Source organism: Microcystis sp. LE19-195.1E (assembly GCF_027532095.1).
In the GTDB taxonomy this organism is placed as follows: domain Bacteria; phylum Cyanobacteriota; class Cyanobacteriia; order Cyanobacteriales; family Microcystaceae; genus Microcystis; species Microcystis aeruginosa.
The window spans coordinates 1-19,981 of sequence record NZ_JAPZSZ010000145.1; the positions used below are offsets into that span (position 1 = coordinate 1).

A 19,981-nucleotide genomic window follows, 5' to 3' on the forward strand; every position below is an offset into this window, starting at 1 on the left:
TAGGGTTTGCTGAATAAGTACGGGCGAAGCATTCGGATAGAAAATCTACGTTTTCACCGATAGGTTATTGCCCGAATGCTTCGCCCCTACAGGACGCGGGCCGATGAAGACGCAAGGTTTTGAACGACGATTCTCTCAAAATCTTGCACCTGTTTCGCTCGTAAAGCCCCAAAACCCTTACTTTGCCTACATTTCAAATTTATTCAGCAAACCCTATATAGATAAGTAAATGGTTGGTTCTCTTATTCTTTGTGTGATCGGTGTAACTTATATAGTAGCGATCGATCTTTGTGTCCTTTGTGTCTGGAGTGGTTGGTTTCACTCATTCGCCCGCAAATCTACTCAAATCTGGCGCTGCTGATTTTTTATCTCAGTTTGAAGAGGGGCTAAAAACTGGGGCAATGTGGACATCGATCGAAAGACTAAGCTAAACTGGTAATGACTATGTATTAGGGCGGAGGTCAACGGATACAACTATGGACAATTTGGAGGTAAAACAAAAACCGATCCGGTGTTTAGAAGATGCGATCGAAAGGTGTCAAACTTTAGGAATGCGGGTTAGTCGTCAGCGTCGCTATATTTTAGAATTGCTGTGGCAAGCGCAGGAACACCTATCAGCGCGAGAAATTTATGATCGTCTCAATCTGCAAGGAAAGAACATCGGTCATACCTCAGTGTACCAAAACCTAGAGGCTCTATCCGGTCAAGGCATTATCGAATCTGTGGAACGCTGGGATGGCAGACTCTACGGCAACATCAGCGATTCCCACAGTCACATCAATTGTCTGGACAGTCAAGAAATCATCGATGTGCATATCCAACTTCCCCCGGAATTAATTAAACAAGTCGAGGCATCGACGGGGGTAAAAATTACCGATTATCGCATCGATTTCTATGGCTATAAACAAAACAAATGAGCCAGATCACTGTATAATTGACCCTGTGAATAGTATCCGTTGACAGGCTGCCACTCTTGTGATCGATCGCCCTCTCACCCTAATTATCATCGATAATGACCCGATTTTCCGCTTGGGTCTGGTGCAGGCTTTGTCGCAGATAGAAAATATTAGTATCGTCACCGAAGGGGATTTAGAAACAATTTTCGCTTTGACTCTTAATCCGGCCCCCGAAATTATTATTATTGATCCTCTCTTTGATTGGTCTTACTGTGAAATTCTCCACTCTCGCTATCCTGAAAGTAAAATTGTTCTATTAACCTTTCCTCTCGATTCCAGGCAGCAACTAATCGCCAGAGAATTAGGCATCGCTGGTTATATTCCCAAAGGCACAAACCTAGAGCAATTTATCACTATTTTAGGGCAAATTTCCCGGGATGAATCCCATGATGTTGTCCCTTCTCCTCTCACCATTGCTACCCGTGCAAGTTTAGCTCCTAGTCATTGGTTAATCAGTGCTGGCAAAACGGGATTAAATCGCATCGAAAGTGAATTACATTTAATTGATCTCCACCTCAATCAACAGTCTTTATCCGGCTTTGATCGCTTTTACTGGCAGGGAAGAAAACGAGAACTCTTAGCAGCTCTATGGCTAGTGAGAAAACTAATTCCCCTGGAAGGTAGCTATTACAATTCAGCTTCAGTCACACCCCCGGTAATAATTAACAATATCGATCGGGAATTACCAATTTTAAGCCGCGAGCGTCCCCTCTGTGTTTCGGCGGTTTTTGAGTCCACTTTAGCGGTCATTCGATCGCCTTTAATTAATAGAACCAAGATTAGTTTTGAAATTGATGTTTTACAGGATAATCGGCAACGGGAATTATTGTATTTAGTTCTCGATGAAATTCGCAAAAATGTCGATGAAATGAGATATTTACAGGTTAGCAGTGGGGAATTAACCAGTCGCTTAAATCTGATTATTTATGATATCTGGGAGAAAGTTACCCGTAAATTTTTAGAAATTAATGGCTCGGTTTCTGACGAAATTAGTAAAAGCAGACTTAACGAAATTATTCTGGAAGAAAGAGAGGCAATTCAAACAGAAATCCTCAATAAAATTCCTTTTACTCTTGACTTATTTTCCTATTTAGTGTACGAAAATAGTTTAACTATTGACGGAGTAGGATACCGAGCTAATGCTCCTGAAACCATCGCCAGAGCCGAAATTCTGCTGCAAAATCTCATTCATAATCTTGCCAATGCAGTGACAGTAATTATTCTCAATAACTTCTCGGAATCGGAAAGAATCAAACAAAAACTTTACCGTTCAGAATTTCTCATCGCCAGAAAATTAGCTAAAATCCGCAATGAATTATCTTGGAAATACCGACGGCAACAATACTGGCAAGACCCCAAAGATATCTTTGAAAGTCAATATCAATTATTTCACTATAGCGAGGGAGAAATCCAATCTCTAGCCATTTATTCCCCTCGACAGGAAGAATTAAATAGTTTAACAGGCATACCCTGGTTAGTTTCGATCGCCTTAGAATTAAGAGACTCTTTATCTCCTCGTTTACGCGCTTTTTTTCGGGTGGTGGGTAAGGGAGTAGTCTATATTCTTATCCAAGTTATCGGTCGCGGTATTGGTTTAGTAGTTCGCGGGGTTTTACAGGGAGTCGGTAACACTTGGCAGGAAGTCAAGGGTAAAAAGGGATCATGAATTATGACTGATAACTGATAACTGATAACTGATAACTGAAGTAGTTATAATTAAATTGAAGATGGATTTTGCCTCTGATCCCCACTGCCCCTAGGGTTGATTCATAGTAGGGTTGATTCATAGTAGGGTTGATTCATGAATCAACCCTACCCTGCCCCCTTGATAAGGGGGGTGTCTGACAACTTTTAACACCTATCTACTTAACTGAAGTGACAGTAACTTTTACAATTCCTTGTCAAAACTGTATTTATCGCGAATTTGTCCGACAAAAAACTGTCCTTTCGATGGTGCGGACTGAAAATCTTTATATACTGCCAAAGGTAGATCATGGTAAAGATAGATACCACCGTGATTAAATTCCACTTTCAGAATTTTTTTTTCCTGATCGTAGTCAAAAGATTTAATCGCTGTACTTTGACTTTTTAATAAGGGGAAAGCAATCACATCGCGAATACTGGCAGAATCGGTTAATAACATGATCAGGCGATCGATGCCAATTCCTAAGCCTCCCGTGGGGGGCATTCCGTATTCTAAAGCGGTTAAAAAGTCCTCATCAACTCCCTGCGCTTCCAAATCGCCGGCCGCTTTTTTGAGTGCCTGTGCTTCTAATCTTTGCCGTTGATCGATGGGATCGGTTAACTCAGAAAAACTATTAGCTAATTCCCGTCCAACCACATATAATTCAAATCTTTCTACGAGGTCAGTTTTTGAGCGATGAGGTTTAGCTAAAGGCGAAATTTCCACGGGAAAATCTAGCACAAAAGTGGGCTGTATTAGGGTTTCTTCGACTTTTTGTTCAAAAGCTTCATTTAAGAGCTTACCGATGGTTTTACAGTCCTCTGGAACGCCAATGCCGGCATTTTCTGCGGCAATACGAGCCGACTCGAAATCCTCAAAACTATTCAAGTCAACCCCAGTTATTTCTTGGACTAATTCGTGCATGGTCACTCGTCGCCAAGGAGGAGTTAGGTCAATTTCCCTGTCTTGATAGGTGATTTTCAGCGTACCTAAAACATCTTGTGCAACGTTAACAATAATGTTTTCGGTTAACTCCATCATGTCATAATAATCGGCGTAGGCCTGATAGATTTCGATGGAAGTAAACTCGGGGTTATGTTTAGTAGAAACCCCTTCATTGCGAAAAATTCTGCCTAACTCGAAGACTTTTTCAAAACCACCCACTATTAATCTTTTTAGATGTAACTCGGTGGCAATGCGGAGATATAACTCCATCTCCAGCGTATTATGATAGGTGATAAACGGTCTAGCATCGGCTCCTCCCGCTTCACTTTGTAGCACGGGAGTTTCAATTTCAATAAAACCTTCTTGGTCTAAATATCTGCGAATGGCAGCGGTAATTTGGGCGCGACGGCGAAAAGTTTGTCGCACTTCCGGATTAACAATTAAATCCACATATCTTTGTCGATAACGTTTTTCTACATCGGTTAAACCGTGCCATTTATCCGGGAGAGGTAAGAGGGATTTGGTGAGAATTTCGTACTCGTTTACATAGATAGATAATTCCCCGCGTTCTGTGCGTTTAATTGTGCCTTTTGCTCCTAAAATATCGCCCGTATCGGTCAGTTTAATCACCGTGTTAAAGGCATTCGGCACAGCGGCCATGGTTTCACTAATGCGTTTTTTATCGAGGTATAATTGAATCGTTCCCGTTTCATCTTGCAGGTTAAAAAAGGCTAGTTTACCCATAATTCTTCGGGCAATAATCCGACCAGCAATGGCTACTTCGACGCTAATTTCTTCCCCCGGGGCTAAGTCAGCGTACTGCTCCTGTAATTGTTGAGCGTGAGCGGTAGATTTCCACTGGTAAGCGTAGGGATTTAAGCCAGCTTTTTGCAATCCTGCCACTTTTTCTAAACGAGCGGACCGGATTTCTTCGAGGGTAGAGGAGGGTTGATTTTCAGGATTTTGTGCTTGAGATGCCATCGTTTTCTAAGAGGAACAATTCTGGGGGATTTATAGGTGTTGGGGATTTCAGTTATCAGTTATCAGTTATCAGTTATCAGTTTACTGTTTACTGTTCACTGCTCACTGAAAAATTATCGTCCCATTTCTCGCTTTAATTTTTTCAATTCTTCTTCCATTTCCCATTCTTTAAATTTTAGATCGAGATTATCGTAGTTCGAGCGCTGATAGTCCGATTCTTGGGGTTGATCCCAAAAAGTGGTTTCCCAGTCACGGGACTGATTTTTAGGGGCTTTTTCGGCTTTAATTTGCACTTCTTGACGACGTTGTTGGACCTGTTGCAGTAACTCTTGGGATTGACTCAGACGTTTTTTCACCCCTTCCATCCGTCCCCAAAGTTGATTACCCTGACGAAATAGGGCCGCCTCGCGTTCACTAGCAGCCTTAAGCAAGTCCTGCCGTCCAGCGGCCTTAGCCTTATCAATTCTAGCGTGCCAAGTTTGGATATCTTGGGCAGTGGCCAAAATTTGCTGTTCGAGACGTTGACGCTCATTTTCTAGGGCGCTAATCAGTTTAGCAGTATCGCGCTCCTGTTCGCGCAGTTGTTCCACCAGCGCCTGTAATTCTAATTGGGGATGACTTCTGAGAAATTCTTCCAGTTGGGTTTCAAGAAAGCGACTGACATCATCAAATAGATTGCCCATCTGTGCAATATCCTAAATTTTCAATTAAAGTCTAGGAGCGATCGATTTTAATCCCCCTCTTTTTAGCATAGGCTAGATCAACCCTCGGTTTAAATAGGGTCTGCTGAAAAAGTTTTTCGGTGGTGGCAGGGTGTGGGGTGTGGGGTGTGGGGTGTGGGGTTTTACCGGTTTTGAAGTGGCCAATTACCTAATTTTCAGGGAAAAAGTACCTGAATTTTCCCCCTGATCACTCCCATGCCTGGTACTTTTTGATTGACAAAAAGTCTAAAAGGTTTACCCAACAAGGTTTTTAGATTTATTCAGCAAACCCTAAATATATTTGGTAAAAGTAGTACAAAGATGTTATTCGGCTGCCGGTTAGGGACGGGGAAACCAGTATAATCAAACTAGAGTAATATTTCCTGAAAACCTCTTAATTGTTTGACTTAAGTGACAACTTCACCAGCTTGGACAGAACGCATCGGTTATCAACGGGATTGGGTGTGGCGCGGTTGGCAGATTCGTTATAGTTTTATGCCGGCAAAAAACCCCCAAGATGCCGATAAACCCCCTTTAATTTTACTGCATGGATTTGGAGCGGCGATCGAACATTGGCGCCATAATATTCCTATTCTCAGCCAAAATCATCGAGTTTACGCAGTAGATTTATTAGGTTTTGGTGGTTCGCGCAAAGTACAGGTTCCCTATACCGTTAATCTCTGGGTGGAACAAATACACGATTTCTGGCAAACTTTTATGAATAGACCGGTGGTATTAGTGGGAAATTCGATCGGTTCTTTAGTTAGTATGGCCCTAGCGGGTAAATACCCAGAAATGGTAGCCGGATTAGTTATGCTCAGTTTACCCGATGTCAGCCGTCGGCGGGAAATGATCGCCGATTGGTTATTAAATATCGTCACTCCCATCGAAAATTTTTTCACTTCTCCTTGGCTATTAAAACCGATTTTTTACTATCTGCGTCGTCCGCAAGTCTTGAAAAAATGGACAGGAATCGCCTACGAAGACAAGAAAGCAGTTAGCGACGAATTAGTACAAATTATCGCCGCCCCAACCCTAGATGAGGGGGCAGCCGAGGCGTTTATTTCCCTAGCGCAAGCTGTCAATCATCCCGAATATTGTCCACCGGCAAAGTTAATTTTACCACGCTTACAAATCCCGATTTTATTGTGTTGGGGCAAGCAAGATCGGATGGTTCCCGTCCAGTTAGCTCAGGGTTTTGTCTCCCTTAATCCTAGGATTAAATATGTAGAATTTGAACGGGCCGGTCATTGTTTACAGGATGAATGTCCTGACCGTTTTAACCCAATTTTATTAGAGTGGCTAGAATCTGTTCCTGTTCTTTGAGAGAATAGGGAGAGTGATTGTTGGTGATAGTCCTATGCAAACCTTGGAATCGACGCTCAACCCTCCCGCAACTGCCTCCGAATTCGACACCACGATTCACCGGCGCAAAACCCGTCCCGTCCAGGTAGGTAGCGTTACCATCGGTGGTGGTCATCCCGTGGTCGTGCAGTCGATGATTAACGAGGATACCCTTGATATAGATGGTTCCGTGGCAGGTATCCGTCGCCTCCATGAAATCGGCTGTGAAATTGTCCGCGTCACCGTGCCGAGTCTGGTTCACGCCACCGCTTTAGCTAAAATTAGGGAAAAACTGCTCGCCACCTATCAACCTGTGCCGTTAGTAGCCGATGTACATCACAACGGCATGAAAATCGCCCTAGAAGTGGCCAAGCACGTCGATAAAGTGCGGATTAACCCCGGTTTGTACGTTTTCGAGAAACCGAAAGCCGACCGCAGCGAGTATAGTCAAGCAGAATTTGATGAAATTGGCGAAAAAATAGCCGAAACTCTGAAACCTTTAGTAGTTTCCCTGCGAGATCAAGATAAAGCGATGCGAATCGGCGTTAACCACGGTTCTCTGGCCGAAAGAATGCTCTTTACCTACGGCGACACCCCCGAAGGAATGGTACAGTCGGCTTTAGAATTTATCCGCATCTGCGAATCCCTCGATTTTCGCAATCTGGTCGTTTCCCTGAAAGCTTCCCGCGTGCCAGTTATGGTAGCCGCCTATCGTCTCATGGTTAAGCGCATGGACGAGTTGGGTATGGATTATCCCCTGCATTTGGGTGTTACTGAAGCAGGAGATGGGGAATACGGACGAATTAAATCCACTGCCGGGATTGCCACTCTCTTAGCGGACGGTATTGGTGATACGATTCGCGTTTCTCTGACGGAAGCTCCCGAAAAGGAAATTCCCGTCTGTTACAGCATTCTCCAGGCCCTGGGACTGCGGAAAACCATGGTCGAATACGTCGCCTGTCCTTCCTGTGGTCGCACTCTTTTTAATTTAGAAGATGTCCTGCAGCAAGTGCGCGCAGCGACTCAACACCTCACTGGACTCGATATCGCCGTTATGGGTTGTATTGTCAACGGACCGGGAGAAATGGCCGACGCAGACTATGGTTATGTGGGGAAACAGGCCGGTTATATCTCCCTTTATCGCGGTCGCGAGGAAATTAAACGCGTCCCCGAAAGTGAAGGTGTAAGCGAGTTGATTAATTTAATTAAAGCCGATGGCCGTTGGGTAGAACCTTAATTAGTTTTACCGGTAGGGGTTGACATCTATTCAACCCCCGATCAACGGCGAGGATTTGTTACAATAGAAGACTTGCTAGAAATTGCCGCCCCAGAGAGTCCATGCTACCTACACGCGATTGTGTTCGTCAAACCCCCGCCTACACTCCGGGAGAACAGCCCCAAAGCGCGGGATTTACCAAACTTAACACCAATGAGAATCCCTATCCCCCACCGGCGGAAATTTTTGCCCACTTGCAAGAGCAATTAGAGAAAGTCCGACTCTATCCCGATCCTATCTCCAAAGAGTTACGGCAAACGGCGGCGGAATTATACGGCATAGCAGCCGATCAGATAATCGCGGGTAATGGCTCCGATGATATACTTAATATCGCCCTGCGAACTTTTGTTAACCCTTGCGAAAGCGTCGCTTTTTTAGATTTAACCTATTCCCTTTACGAGACAATTGCCCGGGTACACGGGGCAAATATTATCGAATTTCCCACTAATGATAAATTTGCATTAGAAGGACCGATTATTTGTCCGGAAGCTAAATTAATTTTTCTGGCTTCCCCTAATCCTCCCCTCGGTAAACATCTTGATCGCGACTATTTAGAAGCAACCTGTGCTAATGCCTCGGGATTGGTATTAATTGATGAAGCTTATGTGGATTTTAGTGATGACAATCATCTCGATTTTCTCTCCCGTTACGATAATGTCATCATTAGTCGTACCATGTCGAAAAGTTATAGTTTAGCGGGGTTAAGAGTCGGTTTCGGGTTTGCTTCCAGGGCCATTATCGAACAGATGGATAAGGTGCGTGATTCCTATAATTTAGATCGCATCGCTCAAACTTTAGCCACAGCAGCTTTAAAACACCATAATTATTTTGAGCAAGTTTGGCAAAAAGTCCGTCAAACCCGCGGCCGTTTAATTACTTCTCTGCGCGAGTTGGGATTTATTGTTTTTGACTCGGAAGCTAATTTTATCCTCGCTTCTCCCCCCCAGATTAGTGCCAGTGAGTTATATAATCAACTCAAAGAGCGTCAGATATTAGTGCGATATTTTAAACATCCTCGCATTCAGAATTATGTGCGGATTTCTATCGGGACCGATGGGGAGATTGATCGCCTTTTATCTGCTATTCAAGAGATTATGGGAACAAATTAATCTCTATTTCCGTCAAGGTTTTATTAGCACTTTAAACCCTGATAACTTCTTGAAAAAAAAGGCTAGATTGATCGGAACAAAGCAGCGACAAACAAGGGTCTAATGGCCTGTCGTTTCTCCCGATTACTAGCCTTGGCTATCAAGATTATTAGTCCGACAAAAGGACTAAATACTAGCGCACAAATTTTTGAACTTATGCAATTTTATCCTCAAGGAATCACAGTTCAAGAATTGAGTGAGCGCTTAAATCGTCCCGTTTCTATGCTCAATCTTTGTCTAAAATCTTTGGTCGCTTCTAAAAAAGTCGTGGCCAGAAAAAATCATAATCAGTGGGTTTATACTAGACCTCTTGTAAAAATCAAAAACTGTTGTTAGGGTTAGGAGTCAGTAGTCGGTCGTCAGGAGTCAGGAGATAGGAGATTATTTTATTTATTCTCCCCACACCCCACACCCCACACCCCACACCCTGTCCCCACGAAAAACTTTTTCAGCAGACCCTAATTATTAACCCTATTGCTGAATAACTATTTTAGGCTGTAGGTAGTATTCATCTTCTCTGACAACTATCTCAGCAATGCCGAGAAATTGAGCTTCTAAAGACTCGACGGCAACCAGAGAACCAATCATAACATTTGCATCGGTTAGATTAATTTTTCTGCCGTGAAACCAATCGATAACTCTCTCTGGTGTGAAAGAAATCCAGTCTAGATGCGCCAAGGCAATGCGAGGCGAAATTAAACCCTCGGAATTAGCCCTTAAAGCTTCGAGATTAATACTATCGGCTAACTGAAAACCACAGCTTTCCGTGCGCGTTAAACTGGCTAAAGTGCCACCGACAGCTAACACCTTGCCCAAATCTCTGGCCAGGGAACGGATATAAGTCCCCGAACCACAGTGAATATCTAGCTCTATTTGCGGAAATTCGCCCTCTAACCAGCCTAAAACCGTAATTTGGTCAATTTTGACCTGACGAGGCTCCACTGCGATTATTTCCCCTTTGCGCGCCAATTCGTAGAGACGGCGACCATCCTTGTGAATAGCACTATACATCGGCGGAATCTGGGCAATATTGCCGATAAATTCCGCTAAATGGGGCTTAACTGCCTCTAAAGTTAAATCGGCACAGGGACAAGTAGCGATCGCTTTTCCCGTAATATCATCGGTATCGGTGCTGAGTCCTAACTGGATTTTTGCCCGATAAGCCTTATTTTCGGGTAAATAGGCCAGTAATCGGGTGGCAGCCCCGACGGCGATCGGTAAAACTCCCGTAGCCATAGGATCTAAAGTTCCGCCATGGCCGACTCGTTTTGTCTTAAGAATTTTTCGGACTTTGGCCACGCAATCGTGAGAAGTCCAATCGGGGGGTTTATTGAGATTTAAAAAGCCAAACATTATGAAGTGGGGTGATGGGGTGATGGGGAGAATAGATAAAAGCAATCTCCTCAATTCTGAATACTGAATACTGACGGCTGATATCTAAAAATCTGACGTATTAAGTAGGGAGGCGCAATTATTTATAGGATGGGTTAGCGGTAGCGTAACATGATCCGGCGTTGGGCTTCATGCTGAAAATAGTTAAAACCCTACACCCTACACCCTACACCCCACACCCTGCCCCCACCGAAAACCTTTTGCCGCAAACCCTACTTATATAATTGCATAACTTCGCTTAAAGGTAAACGGGAACGAACACCGAGAGAAAGGTCAGAAAAATGACCAAGATCATAATGATCAACGGCAGCGCAAGCAATCATAGCGGCGTTATCGGTACAGAGTTTAAGCGGCGGAAAATAGACGGTTAAATGATGATTTTTGGCGGCAGTTTCCAGATGATTTCTTAAGGCACTATTGGCCGCAACTCCTCCCCCGATCGCAATAGTTTTTAAGCCATAATCTAAGGCACAATTAATTGTCCGACGGGTTAAACTTCTGGCTACCGTATCTTGAAAACTAGCGGCTATGTCAGCTACAGGTAAATTATCTGGCTCGAATTTCTCTACTAAGCGCAAAACAGCAGTTTTTAAACCACTAAAACTGGAATCGTAGGCATGAAAACCGCCGGTTGGTAAAGATATTTTACCCTCAGGCAAGGGAAAAGCTTGCGGATTACCATCTTTAGCCATGCGATCGATTATCGGACCACCGGGATAACTTAAGTTTAATAATCGTGCCACTTTATCAAAAGCTTCTCCGGCTGCATCATCTCTAGTGGTTCCTAATTGTTGATATTTGCCGCAGGCCTGCACATGGATTAAACTGGTATGACCCCCAGAGACTAAAAGAGATAAAAAAGGAGGTTTAAGATCAGATTCAGCGAGATAGGAAGCATAGATATGACCTTCGAGATGATGAATGCCGATAAAGGGTTTATCGTGGACAATAGCCAGGGTTTTAGCCGCCGTCATTCCCACCATTAAAGCACCTACTAAACCGGGGGCAACTGTGGCGGCTATTCCATCAATTTCTGACCAATTTAACCCCGTTTCTTGCCAAGCTTTTTCTAGACAAAAATTAATGGTTTCTAGGTGTTGTCGGGAGGCCATTTCCGGCACAACACCGCCATAGAGACGATGGAGATCAATTTGAGAAGAAACCACACTACTCAACACCAGGTTATTGTTAACAATAGCCACAGCCGTTTCATCGCAACTGGTTTCGATCGCTAAGATAATTGTCATGATTTAATCAGTAAATCGTCAGACACCCCCCTTATTAAGGGGGGATTAAGGGGGGATTAAGGGCGGATCCATCTTTAATTTAATTATAACCACTTACTTAATTTTGCTTAGGTACTTAATTAAAATTAAAGTTATCGTTCAGCAATTTCCATAGCCACCACCGCCGGGAGTTTCAATAATAAAAATATCACCAAGGTTCATTTCTACAGTCGCAGTACCGGGCAATTCTTCGATAGTTCCATCGTTTCTTTCCACGGCATTACGTCCTATTTTACCAGCTTTTCCTCCCGCTAGTCCAAAGGGGGGAATCAGGCGATTACCCGATAAAATATTGGCGGTCATAGCCTCTTGAAATTTAATTCTTCTAATCACACCATCACCTCCAGAATATTGTCCCCTGCCGCCACTATCGTGGCGAATGCTAAAACTTTCTACTAACACAGGATAGCGCATTTCTAATACTTCTGGATCGGTGAGACGGGAATTAGTCATCTGGGTTTGCACGGCAGCGGTTCCCGCAAAATTTGCCCCCGCACCAGAACCGCCACAAATAGTCTCATAATATTGATATTCTTGATTGCCAAAAGTGAAATTATTCATCGTCCCTTGGCTGGCTGCTTGAATGCCTAAAGCACCGTATAAAGTATTAACTATTGCCTGGGAAGTTTCTACATTTCCTGCTACTACGGCCGCTGGATAAACGGGATTAAGAAAACAGCCAGACGGGATAATTAAATGGAGGGGTTTGAAACAGCCAGCATTTAAAGGGATTGCCTCCTCCACAAGGGTACGAAAAACGTATAAAACCGCCGCTCTTGTCACTGCTAGGGGTGCATTAAAATTATTATTTAACTGGTCAGATGTGCCAGTAAAATCGATGGTTGCTTGACAATTATCAATATCTATGCTAATTCTGACCTTGATGACAGCACCGTTATCCAGATAATAAGTAAATTCGCCATCTTTTAAGACAGATATAGCTTTTCTAACTGCTAATTCCGCATTATCTTGAACGAACTGTTGATAGGCTTTAACCATAGCTAATCCGTAGCGATTAACCATATTATGTAATTCTTTTTCCCCCTTGGCATTAGCGGCTATTTGTGCCTGAAAATCGGCAATATTTTGGGCGATATTGCGTGCAGGAAAAGGACTATTAGTTAAGTGATTAATTAATTCTTGTTCCCGAAACTGTCCCGCCGCTACCAGCAAAAAATTATCGAATAAAATTCCTTCTTCGCTAATATGGACAGAATGGGGAGGCATAGAACCGGGGGTAATTCCACCGATATCAGCTTGATGTCCCCGGGAGGCAAGATAAAATAATATTTCCTGATTTTGGCGGTCAAAAATAGGACTAATTACTGTGACATCCGGCAGGTGAGTACCGCCATTATAAGGATTATTAGCCAGATAAACATTCCCTGGACGAATCGTCTCCCCTTTATCCTGAATTAAGCTTTTGACACTATCGGCCATAGAGCCTAAATGGACGGGAATATGAGGAGCATTGGCGATTAAATTTCCTACCTCATCAAAGATAGCACAGGAGAAGTCTAGGCGCTCTTTAATATTGACACTTGCTGCCGTATTTTGGAGAGTAATCCCCATTTCTTCGGCAATAAATTGATAGAGATTTTTAAAGATTTCTAAATAAATAGGATCGGCAACGGTAGTTATTTCTGAGCGGTGAGAATTGAGAGGGGACATAGGAAAGTCAGTTATCAGTTATCAGTTATCAGTTATCAGTTATCAGTTATCAGTTATCAGTTATCAGTGATTAGTTATCAGTTAAGCTGTACTGAATTTAATTGGAAATTTTAGTACAAATGCTCAAACTGCCTCTCCCTGCTCCGCGGCTCTGGCGCTCCCCTGCAATCTTAACGAGTAATTTAGATAGTCAACAGCTTACTGGTGATCACTGGCTGTTCACTGTTCACCGATCACTGTTCACTGATAGGGGCTGACTGATATATAATCGCAGTCAGTACCAGAGGGTGAATTATGGATAAAACCAGCTTGATCGATAAAGTGCAACAAATGGCCAATAAACGGGATTATTTACTGCAATTGCGCGATAAACCCGACATTGGGGGTCTGAGATTAGATGTTAATCAAGCTCTTGAGGAGTTGGATGAATTACTCGATGAGTTTCAAGCAACTTTTCCTGAAGAAAAACTTAGTTAACTATCCGACCCGACGGAATTGAGATTTGTCCGATTGTGCTAATTTTCCCAAGTCATCGATCGCTTTGATCAGATCTTGGGAAGATATATCTTTAGGGCAGTATAGATCAAAGGCTGTAGTTTGATGATTTTTTTCCATTGGAAGATTTGCCAAGGAACTATGGGCGATAATGCGGACATAAGGGTCGAATTGTTTGATCTGAATAGCGGCACTGTGTCCATTTAAGACAGGCATCTGTACATCTAAAATAATTACATCTGGTTGATAAATTTTCGCCAATGCGATAGCCTGTTGACCATTAACAGCAATTCCCACCACCTGACAATGCGGCTGCTGGGAAATTAAAGTCTTGAGTCCTAAACAAGTTAGATCGTGATCGTCGGCAATCAAGACTTTAATTAGGTCTATCGGCTTCATGATTATTTTCCTTTCCCTAGAGGTCTCACTTGTTATCATTGTAGAGCCTGTTGATCTTTTGGACTTAACTTCACGACACTTCCCATCACCCCATCACCCATCTCCCCAATTCATAATTTATAATTCCCCCACTCTCTTCTCTCTTTGCTCTTCTCCCTTCTCCCCAACTCCCACTCTGCAATAACTACTGGCAGCCAGAAATACGTTCGTTCATATCACACTTTGTGCTTTTTGTCAAAAAAACTTTTTCTTTGCAATAAAACTACACAAAAAAAAGATCGTCGTTGTCGGTGAAATTGACTAATTTACCCGTTTTAATTAGGATCACCTTGTAGGTGTGGCAAGGGTTTCAACCATTGCTGCCCAAAAAAGCACAAAGTAACCCACCATGAAATTATATCAAATCGCTGTAACCATTACAACATCGTTGTTAAATAAAAATCTTTCTCAATTAATTCTTAAGAATTTGTAAATATTGCGGAATGTTAATTTAAATATTCTCAAGCTGTTGGAGTCAATAGATAATTTTTGCTTATCTTTGTCGGAAAATAGAACTCCTGTAAAAATCCAACATCTACCATTGGGCTAGAATTCTCCGAGTCAGGAGATTATTTTTATTTATTCTTCCCACTTCATAATTCATAATTCATAATTCCCCTTCTCCCCCACTGTTTACTTAAAACCCCCCACTGATCACTGATCACTGAAAAAAGCCTAACTTTGGGCAAAAATCTGGTTTGTGTCCCCTCTTAGCGGTAAAATTTCTACATCTGGACCGTCGAAAAGTATAAGTTTTGTAAAGTAAAATTAAGAAGGGAGACAAATTTAAGATAGCCAACTTATGGAAGTAACTTTTACCGCTGCCGAATCCCTAGAAATTGTTGTTGCCGAACAAACCATCCCGATTCAGCATTATCTGCGCCAACCGCAAAGATTAGTACAGGCTATCGTTGAGACTAGCTTAACAGAACACCTGTCTGAGAATCGGTTTCGCCTAAAAATGCGTCCCCTAAACTTCTTGAATATGTACTATTTTCAGCCCACGGTTATTCTCAATGTCTGGGCCACCTCTGGGGGGACGATATTTTTGCAATCAGAAGACTGTCAGATCAAAGGTATTGATTATATCAACGATCGCTTTAGCCTCAATGTTAAAGGCAAACTCGCTCCTGTGGAAAAAAATAATCAAACCTATCTAGCGGGGAAAGCCAATCTTGAGGTGAAAGTTGCCCTACCACCGCCATTATGGTTAACCCCGCGTCCGCTGTTAGAAATCGCCGGCAATAGCCTCTTAAAAGGGGTTTTATTGCGGATTAAACAGCGTTTAATGAGTCAATTGTTGCAAGATTACCAACAATGGGCCAAACAGGACATTATTGCCCAAAATTACCCCGAAACCATTCTCGATCTCTCCCTTGGTTAAATAAAAATATGAGTTGGACAAAAGTATTATCTGTAGATTCCCTTGCCCCCGGCGCCCGTCAAGTGGTAAAAGTGGGGGAAAATTCCATTCTCTTGATTAACAATAACGGTCAATTCCACGCCGTCGGTAATCGTTGTCCTCATTTAAAATTATCGATGACGAAGGGCCAAATTACCGAGGATGGCGCGATCGTTTGTCCCTGGCATCGTAGTTCTTTTGATCTCTGTAGTGGTGCTGTCAAAGACTGGATTACCTGGCCCCCTGTGGTTAACAAAGCGATGGCGGCAGTTTCTCAACCCCAAGCTTTACCCGTTTATCCCCTTCGCATCGAAGACGGCAGCATCTGGATAGACGCTTGACATCCTCACCGAGGTGGGTTTTGGGCAACCTAAAGAGCAGTTGCTTTAACCGACAATGGGTTAATCTTTGAGAATGCCAAACGCACCTCGCTCCCTTCCTTGACATACCCCGCTCCGGTGATCCCCACTCTCCTGTATATTTTTTAAACAGGATTGCGCGAGGTCATTCTGTTATTCTGACTTCCCCTCCCGACGACCGGCGACCGACTCCTAACCCCATCAAGAAACTTTTTTAACCCTAATTGGTTCCGTTTAAAAGTTGAGAACGAAGCAAATCGATCGCATCTAAATAACTTGGCATTGGTTCATCACCTAACAGACAAGCACTGCGGTCCACGCTAATCATATCATCACCCCAAAACACTTGACCGAGAGGAATAGATTTTCCTCGATCCGGTCGCCAATTGCTACTAAAATATTTAAGATTAGCGTCCACCACTGCCCCATCAAAAAGATGACCGATACAAAAATAAACATCCTGTAAAATTAGCGGTACGGAGGGGCGATGTAATTGCCCCCGCGAGTTAGGACTACGGGCTTTATAATGACTACGGGGAAAGAGTCCATAGAGATTTTTTAAAGAAGCAGAAATCAAGGGTTTATCCTTTAAATGGGTGCGTTTTAAGGTTCCAATCGTGATCCGACAATCCACTTCTTCGATAATTTTAGGGGCAAACATCGAGGGAAAACGGACAGGAAAAGGGGAAAGATTCGGATATTCTTGCTGGGGTAAACTATCAGCATCAAGAATAGTTATTCCAGGATAGAGAATAGATTTTACTCCCAAAATATCGATAATTTCTCTCAAAGAAATAGCAGAACAAACTCCCTCTACCAAGATAATTTCTGCTCCGGGATTTACCCCTCTCAATCCCCGCAAAACTTGACTTAATACCGGCAGACTAACCGTTACTGGTGGTGGCACAGGATAACCTAAATTAGGTTTAATTAAAATACGTTTAGCTGTGATAGCTGCCCGGGGAGGTTGATAAACAAAATCCGCCATAGCTGAATTTTTTACCCCGGCAGTAATTGAGGATTGGGTAATCATAGAAAAGAAAATAAATCAATGGGAAGCTGACAGATTAGCCAGATCATTTAGGGAGTTTACCTGCTGTAAAGCTTGCCAGATTACCCCGGAATCGGCCCCAGGAAAATGGCTATTTTCACTAATATAACGCTTCCAGGCCTTAGTTCCGGGCTGACCGGCAAAAAGCTGTAAAAAATGTTTGCTGATCTGGTGTAATTTATAACCTTTACTCACCCACTCATCGATGTAGGGAAGCATTTTTTTGATTACTTCTTCCCGGGTAGGAGGAGTAACCGATTCCCCATAAAAATCTCGATCGACTGTGGCAAATAAATAGGGATTATCGTAGGCTGCCCGACCGATCATGACCGCATCTACTAATTGTAAATGTTGTCTAGCCTGTTCTAAATTAATGATACCGCCGTTAATTTCAATAAACAAATGGGGAAACTGATTTTTTAGGCGATAAACATCATCGTAACGTAAAGGGGGAACGGTGCGATTTTCCTTGGGACTTAATCCCTGTAACCAAGCTTTACGCGCATGGATGGTAAAACGTTGACAACCCGCATCCGCAACAATACGGACAAAATTAGCCATATTTTCGTAACTATCCTGATGATCAATGCCAATTCTCTGTTTTACAGTCACGGGAATCGATACAGCTTGATTCATTGCCGATATTCCCCTCGCGACTAATTCCGGGTTAGCCATCAAACAAGCGCCGAAATTGCCCTCTTTTACCCGAGAACTAGGACAACCCACATTGAGATTTACCTCGTCATAACCCATATCTTCGGCTATTTTAGCGCATTCTGCCAAAAGATAGGGATTATCACCCCCTAACTGCAAAGCGAGAGGTTTTTCTGCTAGGGAGAACCCCAGCAACTTATAGCGATCGCCGTGTTTAATCGCCATCGTCGTGATCATTTCCGTGTAGAGAAGGGGACGACGGCTAATTTGTCGCCAAAAATAGCGAAAATGGCGATCGGTATAATCCATCATCGGCGCCACACTTAAAATATTGCCCATCTTTCCCTTGATTTTCTCCTTCAGGGTAGCCATTGATCGCTGATCGGGACATTCTCCTGGTTTCCCCAGAGAAGAACCGGTCTTCCTCTCAACATATTTTAGAGCCTTTTGGTAAGTAGGTAGGCGTTAAAAATTATCAGACACCACCCTTATCAAGGGGGGACTAAGGGTAGGGTTGATTCATGAATCAACCCTACTATGAATCAACCCTAGGACTAAGGGGGGATCGAACCTAAAATCTATTTTTAATTTAATTATAACCAGCTACTTAAGTTGACTATCTAAATTACTGGTTAAGACTGCGCCGGAGAAAGGACAAGGGAGCTTTTTTGACTTATCTCCGTGGGATATTTGCCCCTTTAATCGTGTCGCGGATGACGAGTTTTTGTTCTTTGGAATAACCGGCAAAAGAACGAGTAGCAAGTAACTCAATTTCTATCCCCGTACCCGATCGCAAAGATTCCACAGGTAAGGGTAATTGACCGATATCGAGAATAAATTGATTACCCTCCTGTCGGATCAAATTAGCGGGCATATCTCCTTCATAGCGAGTGACAAAATCAGTTCTGGGACTGGTTTGCAGGTCGTCTGCTTGCCAACGAGTGACGCGATAACGCACTTTAAATTTAGTGCCGATTAAATTCGATTGGGAAGCTTTATCTTCGAGAAAAAGCCTTAAATCAGTACCATTTCCTGTAATACCTTTTGCTTCTAATTGGGTGACATCTCGTTCAAAAACAGCATTATAAACGACAAATTCCGTAACATTATTGCGTTTTTGAGTGGTTCCCTCGATCCAGAGGTCACTGGGGACAGTTACCCTCATTTCCTTTTGATCATCGAGGGTTAAAGTAAAACGCTGATTAGTAAACCGGTTAAACTCTTGGGGGGCATTCCAAATTAAAATAAAAGAACGTTCCGATCGATCTACTAAAATCCGATATTGATCATCGATCAGGGAACCGGGGGCAAATAAAGACACTGCCCCGGTGCGAGTTTCCCAACTATTTTTAGATAGAATATAACCCCGTTCTTTTAACTCCGAAAGGGGAACAGTTGCGCTCGGTTGATCGGCAGTTAAAGGGCGATCGATTTGAATTAAAGTTAACTGTCCTAAACGACCCTCGCGACCGTTACGACCACTATTACCCGTCGCCCCATCGAGACCATCCTGACAGCTAAATTCTCTGGTGGTACAGCTATAATTGGCATCACCCGGCCTACCGCTGCAGGTTTGAATTGTCCAGAAGGGTTGGGAACAGCGACAACCCTTGCCCCTCTGGCCTCCCTGACCCCCAAAACCCCCAGCGCCTCCGGCCGCATTGACCGTTACTTGTCTTAAAAAATCTAAATTAGTGGCATAGAGGGTTAAAGCGCCGCCATTGCCCCCATCACCCCCATCACCCCCATTGCCACCGTTACCACCACCGGCCGCCTGGAGATTTCTGGTTACGTTGCCCGGTTGACCGCTACAGTTGCCATCGCTGCCATTGCTGCCATTTTCACCATCGACCCCTTTTTGTCCTGAAATATCGAGTTTTAGGGGAGAACCATCGAGAAAAAGGGTTAAACTGTCACTATTTTTGCCTTGGCCGCCGACCTTGCCAGCTTTTCCGCTTTGGCCCTGTTTACCGAAAGTCTGTACATCGGAACCTTGGGCTAACCAAGAACAGCGATCGCCAGTCACCGTGGCGGGCATTAGGTACGGTAAAGGGATAAAAAAGGTGAATATTAATGATTTAGCCCAAAAATTCATGATTTTAGCGAATTTATCCGCAAAGACTCCGATCAATTCCCTCTTGATGACTTTTAGATCTAGATTTTTGTTTCCCCTCTATCAATAAGGTGCGCTATCATCC

General features: G+C 43.3%; 18 protein-coding genes. 9 read left to right on the plus strand and 9 right to left on the minus strand.

Annotation, left to right across the window (positions count from 1 at the left end; all coding sequences use genetic code 11):
* The first annotated feature begins 476 nt into the window (after positions 1-476).
* Positions 477-917 carry a Fur family transcriptional regulator gene (locus O9300_RS08350; RefSeq protein WP_002741350.1) on the plus strand — a complete coding sequence of 147 codons (441 nt, stop codon included), beginning with the start codon at positions 477-479 and terminating at the stop codon, positions 915-917.
* A gap of 58 nt (positions 918-975) precedes the next feature.
* Positions 976-2,622 (plus strand): DUF3685 domain-containing protein, encoded by a 1,647-nt coding sequence (locus O9300_RS08355; protein ID WP_287971213.1) that lies wholly within the window; start codon positions 976-978, stop codon positions 2,620-2,622.
* A 222-nt stretch (positions 2,623-2,844) separates the two neighbouring features.
* Here the strand turns inward: O9300_RS08355 and lysS are convergent, their stop codons facing one another.
* Together lysS and O9300_RS08365 are read right to left on the minus strand one after the other, a co-directional pair.
* Positions 2,845-4,566: a lysine--tRNA ligase gene (lysS, locus tag O9300_RS08360; protein WP_287971214.1), complete on the minus strand. Its 1,722-nt coding sequence runs from the start codon at positions 4,564-4,566 to the stop codon at positions 2,845-2,847.
* Between the two features lie 113 nt (positions 4,567-4,679).
* Positions 4,680-5,249 carry a TIGR04376 family protein gene (locus O9300_RS08365; RefSeq protein WP_002797241.1) on the minus strand — a complete coding sequence of 190 codons (570 nt, stop codon included), beginning with the start codon at positions 5,247-5,249 and terminating at the stop codon, positions 4,680-4,682.
* 429 nt (positions 5,250-5,678) lie between these two features.
* On the opposite strand from O9300_RS08365, the gene O9300_RS08370 reads away from it, so the two are divergent.
* From O9300_RS08370 to O9300_RS08385, 4 genes are all read left to right on the plus strand, one after another.
* Complete coding sequence (locus tag O9300_RS08370) at positions 5,679-6,593, plus strand: alpha/beta fold hydrolase (RefSeq protein WP_287971216.1); 915 nt, start codon at positions 5,679-5,681, stop codon at positions 6,591-6,593.
* A gap of 34 nt (positions 6,594-6,627) precedes the next feature.
* Positions 6,628-7,848, plus strand: a complete 1,221-nt coding sequence (gene ispG, locus O9300_RS08375; RefSeq protein ID WP_002798930.1) for a (E)-4-hydroxy-3-methylbut-2-enyl-diphosphate synthase — start codon at positions 6,628-6,630, stop codon at positions 7,846-7,848.
* 101 nt (positions 7,849-7,949) lie between these two features.
* Positions 7,950-8,996, plus strand: coding sequence for a histidinol-phosphate transaminase (hisC, locus tag O9300_RS08380; protein WP_287971217.1), 1,047 nt, complete (start codon positions 7,950-7,952; stop codon positions 8,994-8,996).
* A 102-nt stretch (positions 8,997-9,098) separates the two neighbouring features.
* Complete coding sequence (locus tag O9300_RS08385; protein WP_147073446.1) at positions 9,099-9,371, plus strand: winged helix-turn-helix domain-containing protein; 273 nt, start codon at positions 9,099-9,101, stop codon at positions 9,369-9,371.
* A gap of 135 nt (positions 9,372-9,506) precedes the next feature.
* Here the strand turns inward: O9300_RS08385 and truB are convergent, their stop codons facing one another.
* The 3 genes from truB to O9300_RS08400 all read right to left on the minus strand — a co-directional run bounded on the left by truB (position 9,507) and on the right by O9300_RS08400 (position 13,384).
* Positions 9,507-10,388 (minus strand): tRNA pseudouridine(55) synthase TruB, encoded by an 882-nt coding sequence (gene truB / locus O9300_RS08390; RefSeq protein WP_287971229.1) that lies wholly within the window; start codon positions 10,386-10,388, stop codon positions 9,507-9,509.
* Positions 10,389-10,639: 251 nt separating this feature from the next.
* Positions 10,640-11,674, minus strand: a complete 1,035-nt coding sequence (tsaD, locus tag O9300_RS08395; protein ID WP_287971218.1) for a tRNA (adenosine(37)-N6)-threonylcarbamoyltransferase complex transferase subunit TsaD — start codon at positions 11,672-11,674, stop codon at positions 10,640-10,642.
* Positions 11,675-11,812: 138 nt separating this feature from the next.
* Positions 11,813-13,384, minus strand: coding sequence for a hydantoinase B/oxoprolinase family protein (locus O9300_RS08400; RefSeq protein ID WP_287971220.1), 1,572 nt, complete (start codon positions 13,382-13,384; stop codon positions 11,813-11,815).
* A 294-nt stretch (positions 13,385-13,678) separates the two neighbouring features.
* On the opposite strand from O9300_RS08400, the gene O9300_RS08405 reads away from it, so the two are divergent.
* Positions 13,679-13,861 (plus strand): hypothetical protein, encoded by a 183-nt coding sequence (locus O9300_RS08405; RefSeq protein ID WP_002763844.1) that lies wholly within the window; start codon positions 13,679-13,681, stop codon positions 13,859-13,861.
* Here O9300_RS08405 and O9300_RS08410 read toward each other — a convergent pair whose 3' ends face one another.
* Positions 13,862-14,317: a response regulator gene (locus O9300_RS08410; RefSeq protein WP_287971221.1), complete on the minus strand. Its 456-nt coding sequence runs from the start codon at positions 14,315-14,317 to the stop codon at positions 13,862-13,864.
* Positions 14,318-15,119: 802 nt separating this feature from the next.
* Between O9300_RS08410 and O9300_RS08415 the strand changes: the two genes are divergently transcribed.
* Together O9300_RS08415 and O9300_RS08420 are read left to right on the plus strand one after the other, a co-directional pair.
* Positions 15,120-15,701 carry a DUF1997 domain-containing protein gene (locus tag O9300_RS08415; RefSeq protein ID WP_287971222.1) on the plus strand — a complete coding sequence of 194 codons (582 nt, stop codon included), beginning with the start codon at positions 15,120-15,122 and terminating at the stop codon, positions 15,699-15,701.
* Positions 15,702-15,709: 8 nt separating this feature from the next.
* Positions 15,710-16,060 carry a Rieske (2Fe-2S) protein gene (locus tag O9300_RS08420; RefSeq protein WP_012265856.1) on the plus strand — a complete coding sequence of 117 codons (351 nt, stop codon included), beginning with the start codon at positions 15,710-15,712 and terminating at the stop codon, positions 16,058-16,060.
* Positions 16,061-16,298: 238 nt separating this feature from the next.
* Here the strand turns inward: O9300_RS08420 and O9300_RS08425 are convergent, their stop codons facing one another.
* From O9300_RS08425 to O9300_RS08435, 3 genes are all read right to left on the minus strand, one after another.
* On the minus strand, positions 16,299-17,111 hold the full coding sequence (locus O9300_RS08425) for a DUF362 domain-containing protein (protein ID WP_193960847.1): 813 nt from the start codon (positions 17,109-17,111) through the stop codon (positions 16,299-16,301).
* A gap of 15 nt (positions 17,112-17,126) precedes the next feature.
* On the minus strand, positions 17,127-18,122 hold the full coding sequence (gene dusA, locus O9300_RS08430) for a tRNA dihydrouridine(20/20a) synthase DusA (RefSeq protein ID WP_287971230.1): 996 nt from the start codon (positions 18,120-18,122) through the stop codon (positions 17,127-17,129).
* 334 nt (positions 18,123-18,456) lie between these two features.
* Positions 18,457-19,821: a collagen-like protein gene (locus O9300_RS08435; RefSeq protein WP_287971231.1), complete on the minus strand. Its 1,365-nt coding sequence runs from the start codon at positions 19,819-19,821 to the stop codon at positions 18,457-18,459.
* Positions 19,822-19,981 lie beyond the last annotated feature (160 nt).

Bases quoted from the DNA above. Each gene is read 5' to 3' on its own strand.
- O9300_RS08350 (WP_002741350.1), top strand. From the start codon at position 477: ATGGACAATTTGGAGGTAAAACAAAAACCGATCCGGTGTTTAGAAGAT.
- lysS (WP_287971214.1), bottom strand. From the start codon at position 4,566: ATGGCATCTCAAGCACAAAATCCTGAAAATCAACCCTCCTCTACCCTC.
- O9300_RS08365 (WP_002797241.1), bottom strand. From the start codon at position 5,249: ATGGGCAATCTATTTGATGATGTCAGTCGCTTTCTTGAAACCCAACTG.
- ispG (WP_002798930.1), top strand. From the start codon at position 6,628: ATGCAAACCTTGGAATCGACGCTCAACCCTCCCGCAACTGCCTCCGAA.
- hisC (WP_287971217.1), top strand. From the start codon at position 7,950: ATGCTACCTACACGCGATTGTGTTCGTCAAACCCCCGCCTACACTCCG.
- O9300_RS08385 (WP_147073446.1), top strand. From the start codon at position 9,099: ATGGCCTGTCGTTTCTCCCGATTACTAGCCTTGGCTATCAAGATTATT.
- truB (WP_287971229.1), bottom strand. From the start codon at position 10,388: ATGTTTGGCTTTTTAAATCTCAATAAACCCCCCGATTGGACTTCTCAC.
- tsaD (WP_287971218.1), bottom strand. From the start codon at position 11,674: ATGACAATTATCTTAGCGATCGAAACCAGTTGCGATGAAACGGCTGTG.
- O9300_RS08400 (WP_287971220.1), bottom strand. From the start codon at position 13,384: ATGTCCCCTCTCAATTCTCACCGCTCAGAAATAACTACCGTTGCCGAT.
- O9300_RS08405 (WP_002763844.1), top strand. From the start codon at position 13,679: ATGGATAAAACCAGCTTGATCGATAAAGTGCAACAAATGGCCAATAAA.
- O9300_RS08410 (WP_287971221.1), bottom strand. From the start codon at position 14,317: ATGATAACAAGTGAGACCTCTAGGGAAAGGAAAATAATCATGAAGCCG.
- O9300_RS08415 (WP_287971222.1), top strand. From the start codon at position 15,120: ATGGAAGTAACTTTTACCGCTGCCGAATCCCTAGAAATTGTTGTTGCC.
- O9300_RS08420 (WP_012265856.1), top strand. From the start codon at position 15,710: ATGAGTTGGACAAAAGTATTATCTGTAGATTCCCTTGCCCCCGGCGCC.
- O9300_RS08425 (WP_193960847.1), bottom strand. From the start codon at position 17,111: ATGATTACCCAATCCTCAATTACTGCCGGGGTAAAAAATTCAGCTATG.
- dusA (WP_287971230.1), bottom strand. From the start codon at position 18,122: ATGGGCAATATTTTAAGTGTGGCGCCGATGATGGATTATACCGATCGC.
- O9300_RS08435 (WP_287971231.1), bottom strand. From the start codon at position 19,821: ATGCCCGCCACGGTGACTGGCGATCGCTGTTCTTGGTTAGCCCAAGGT.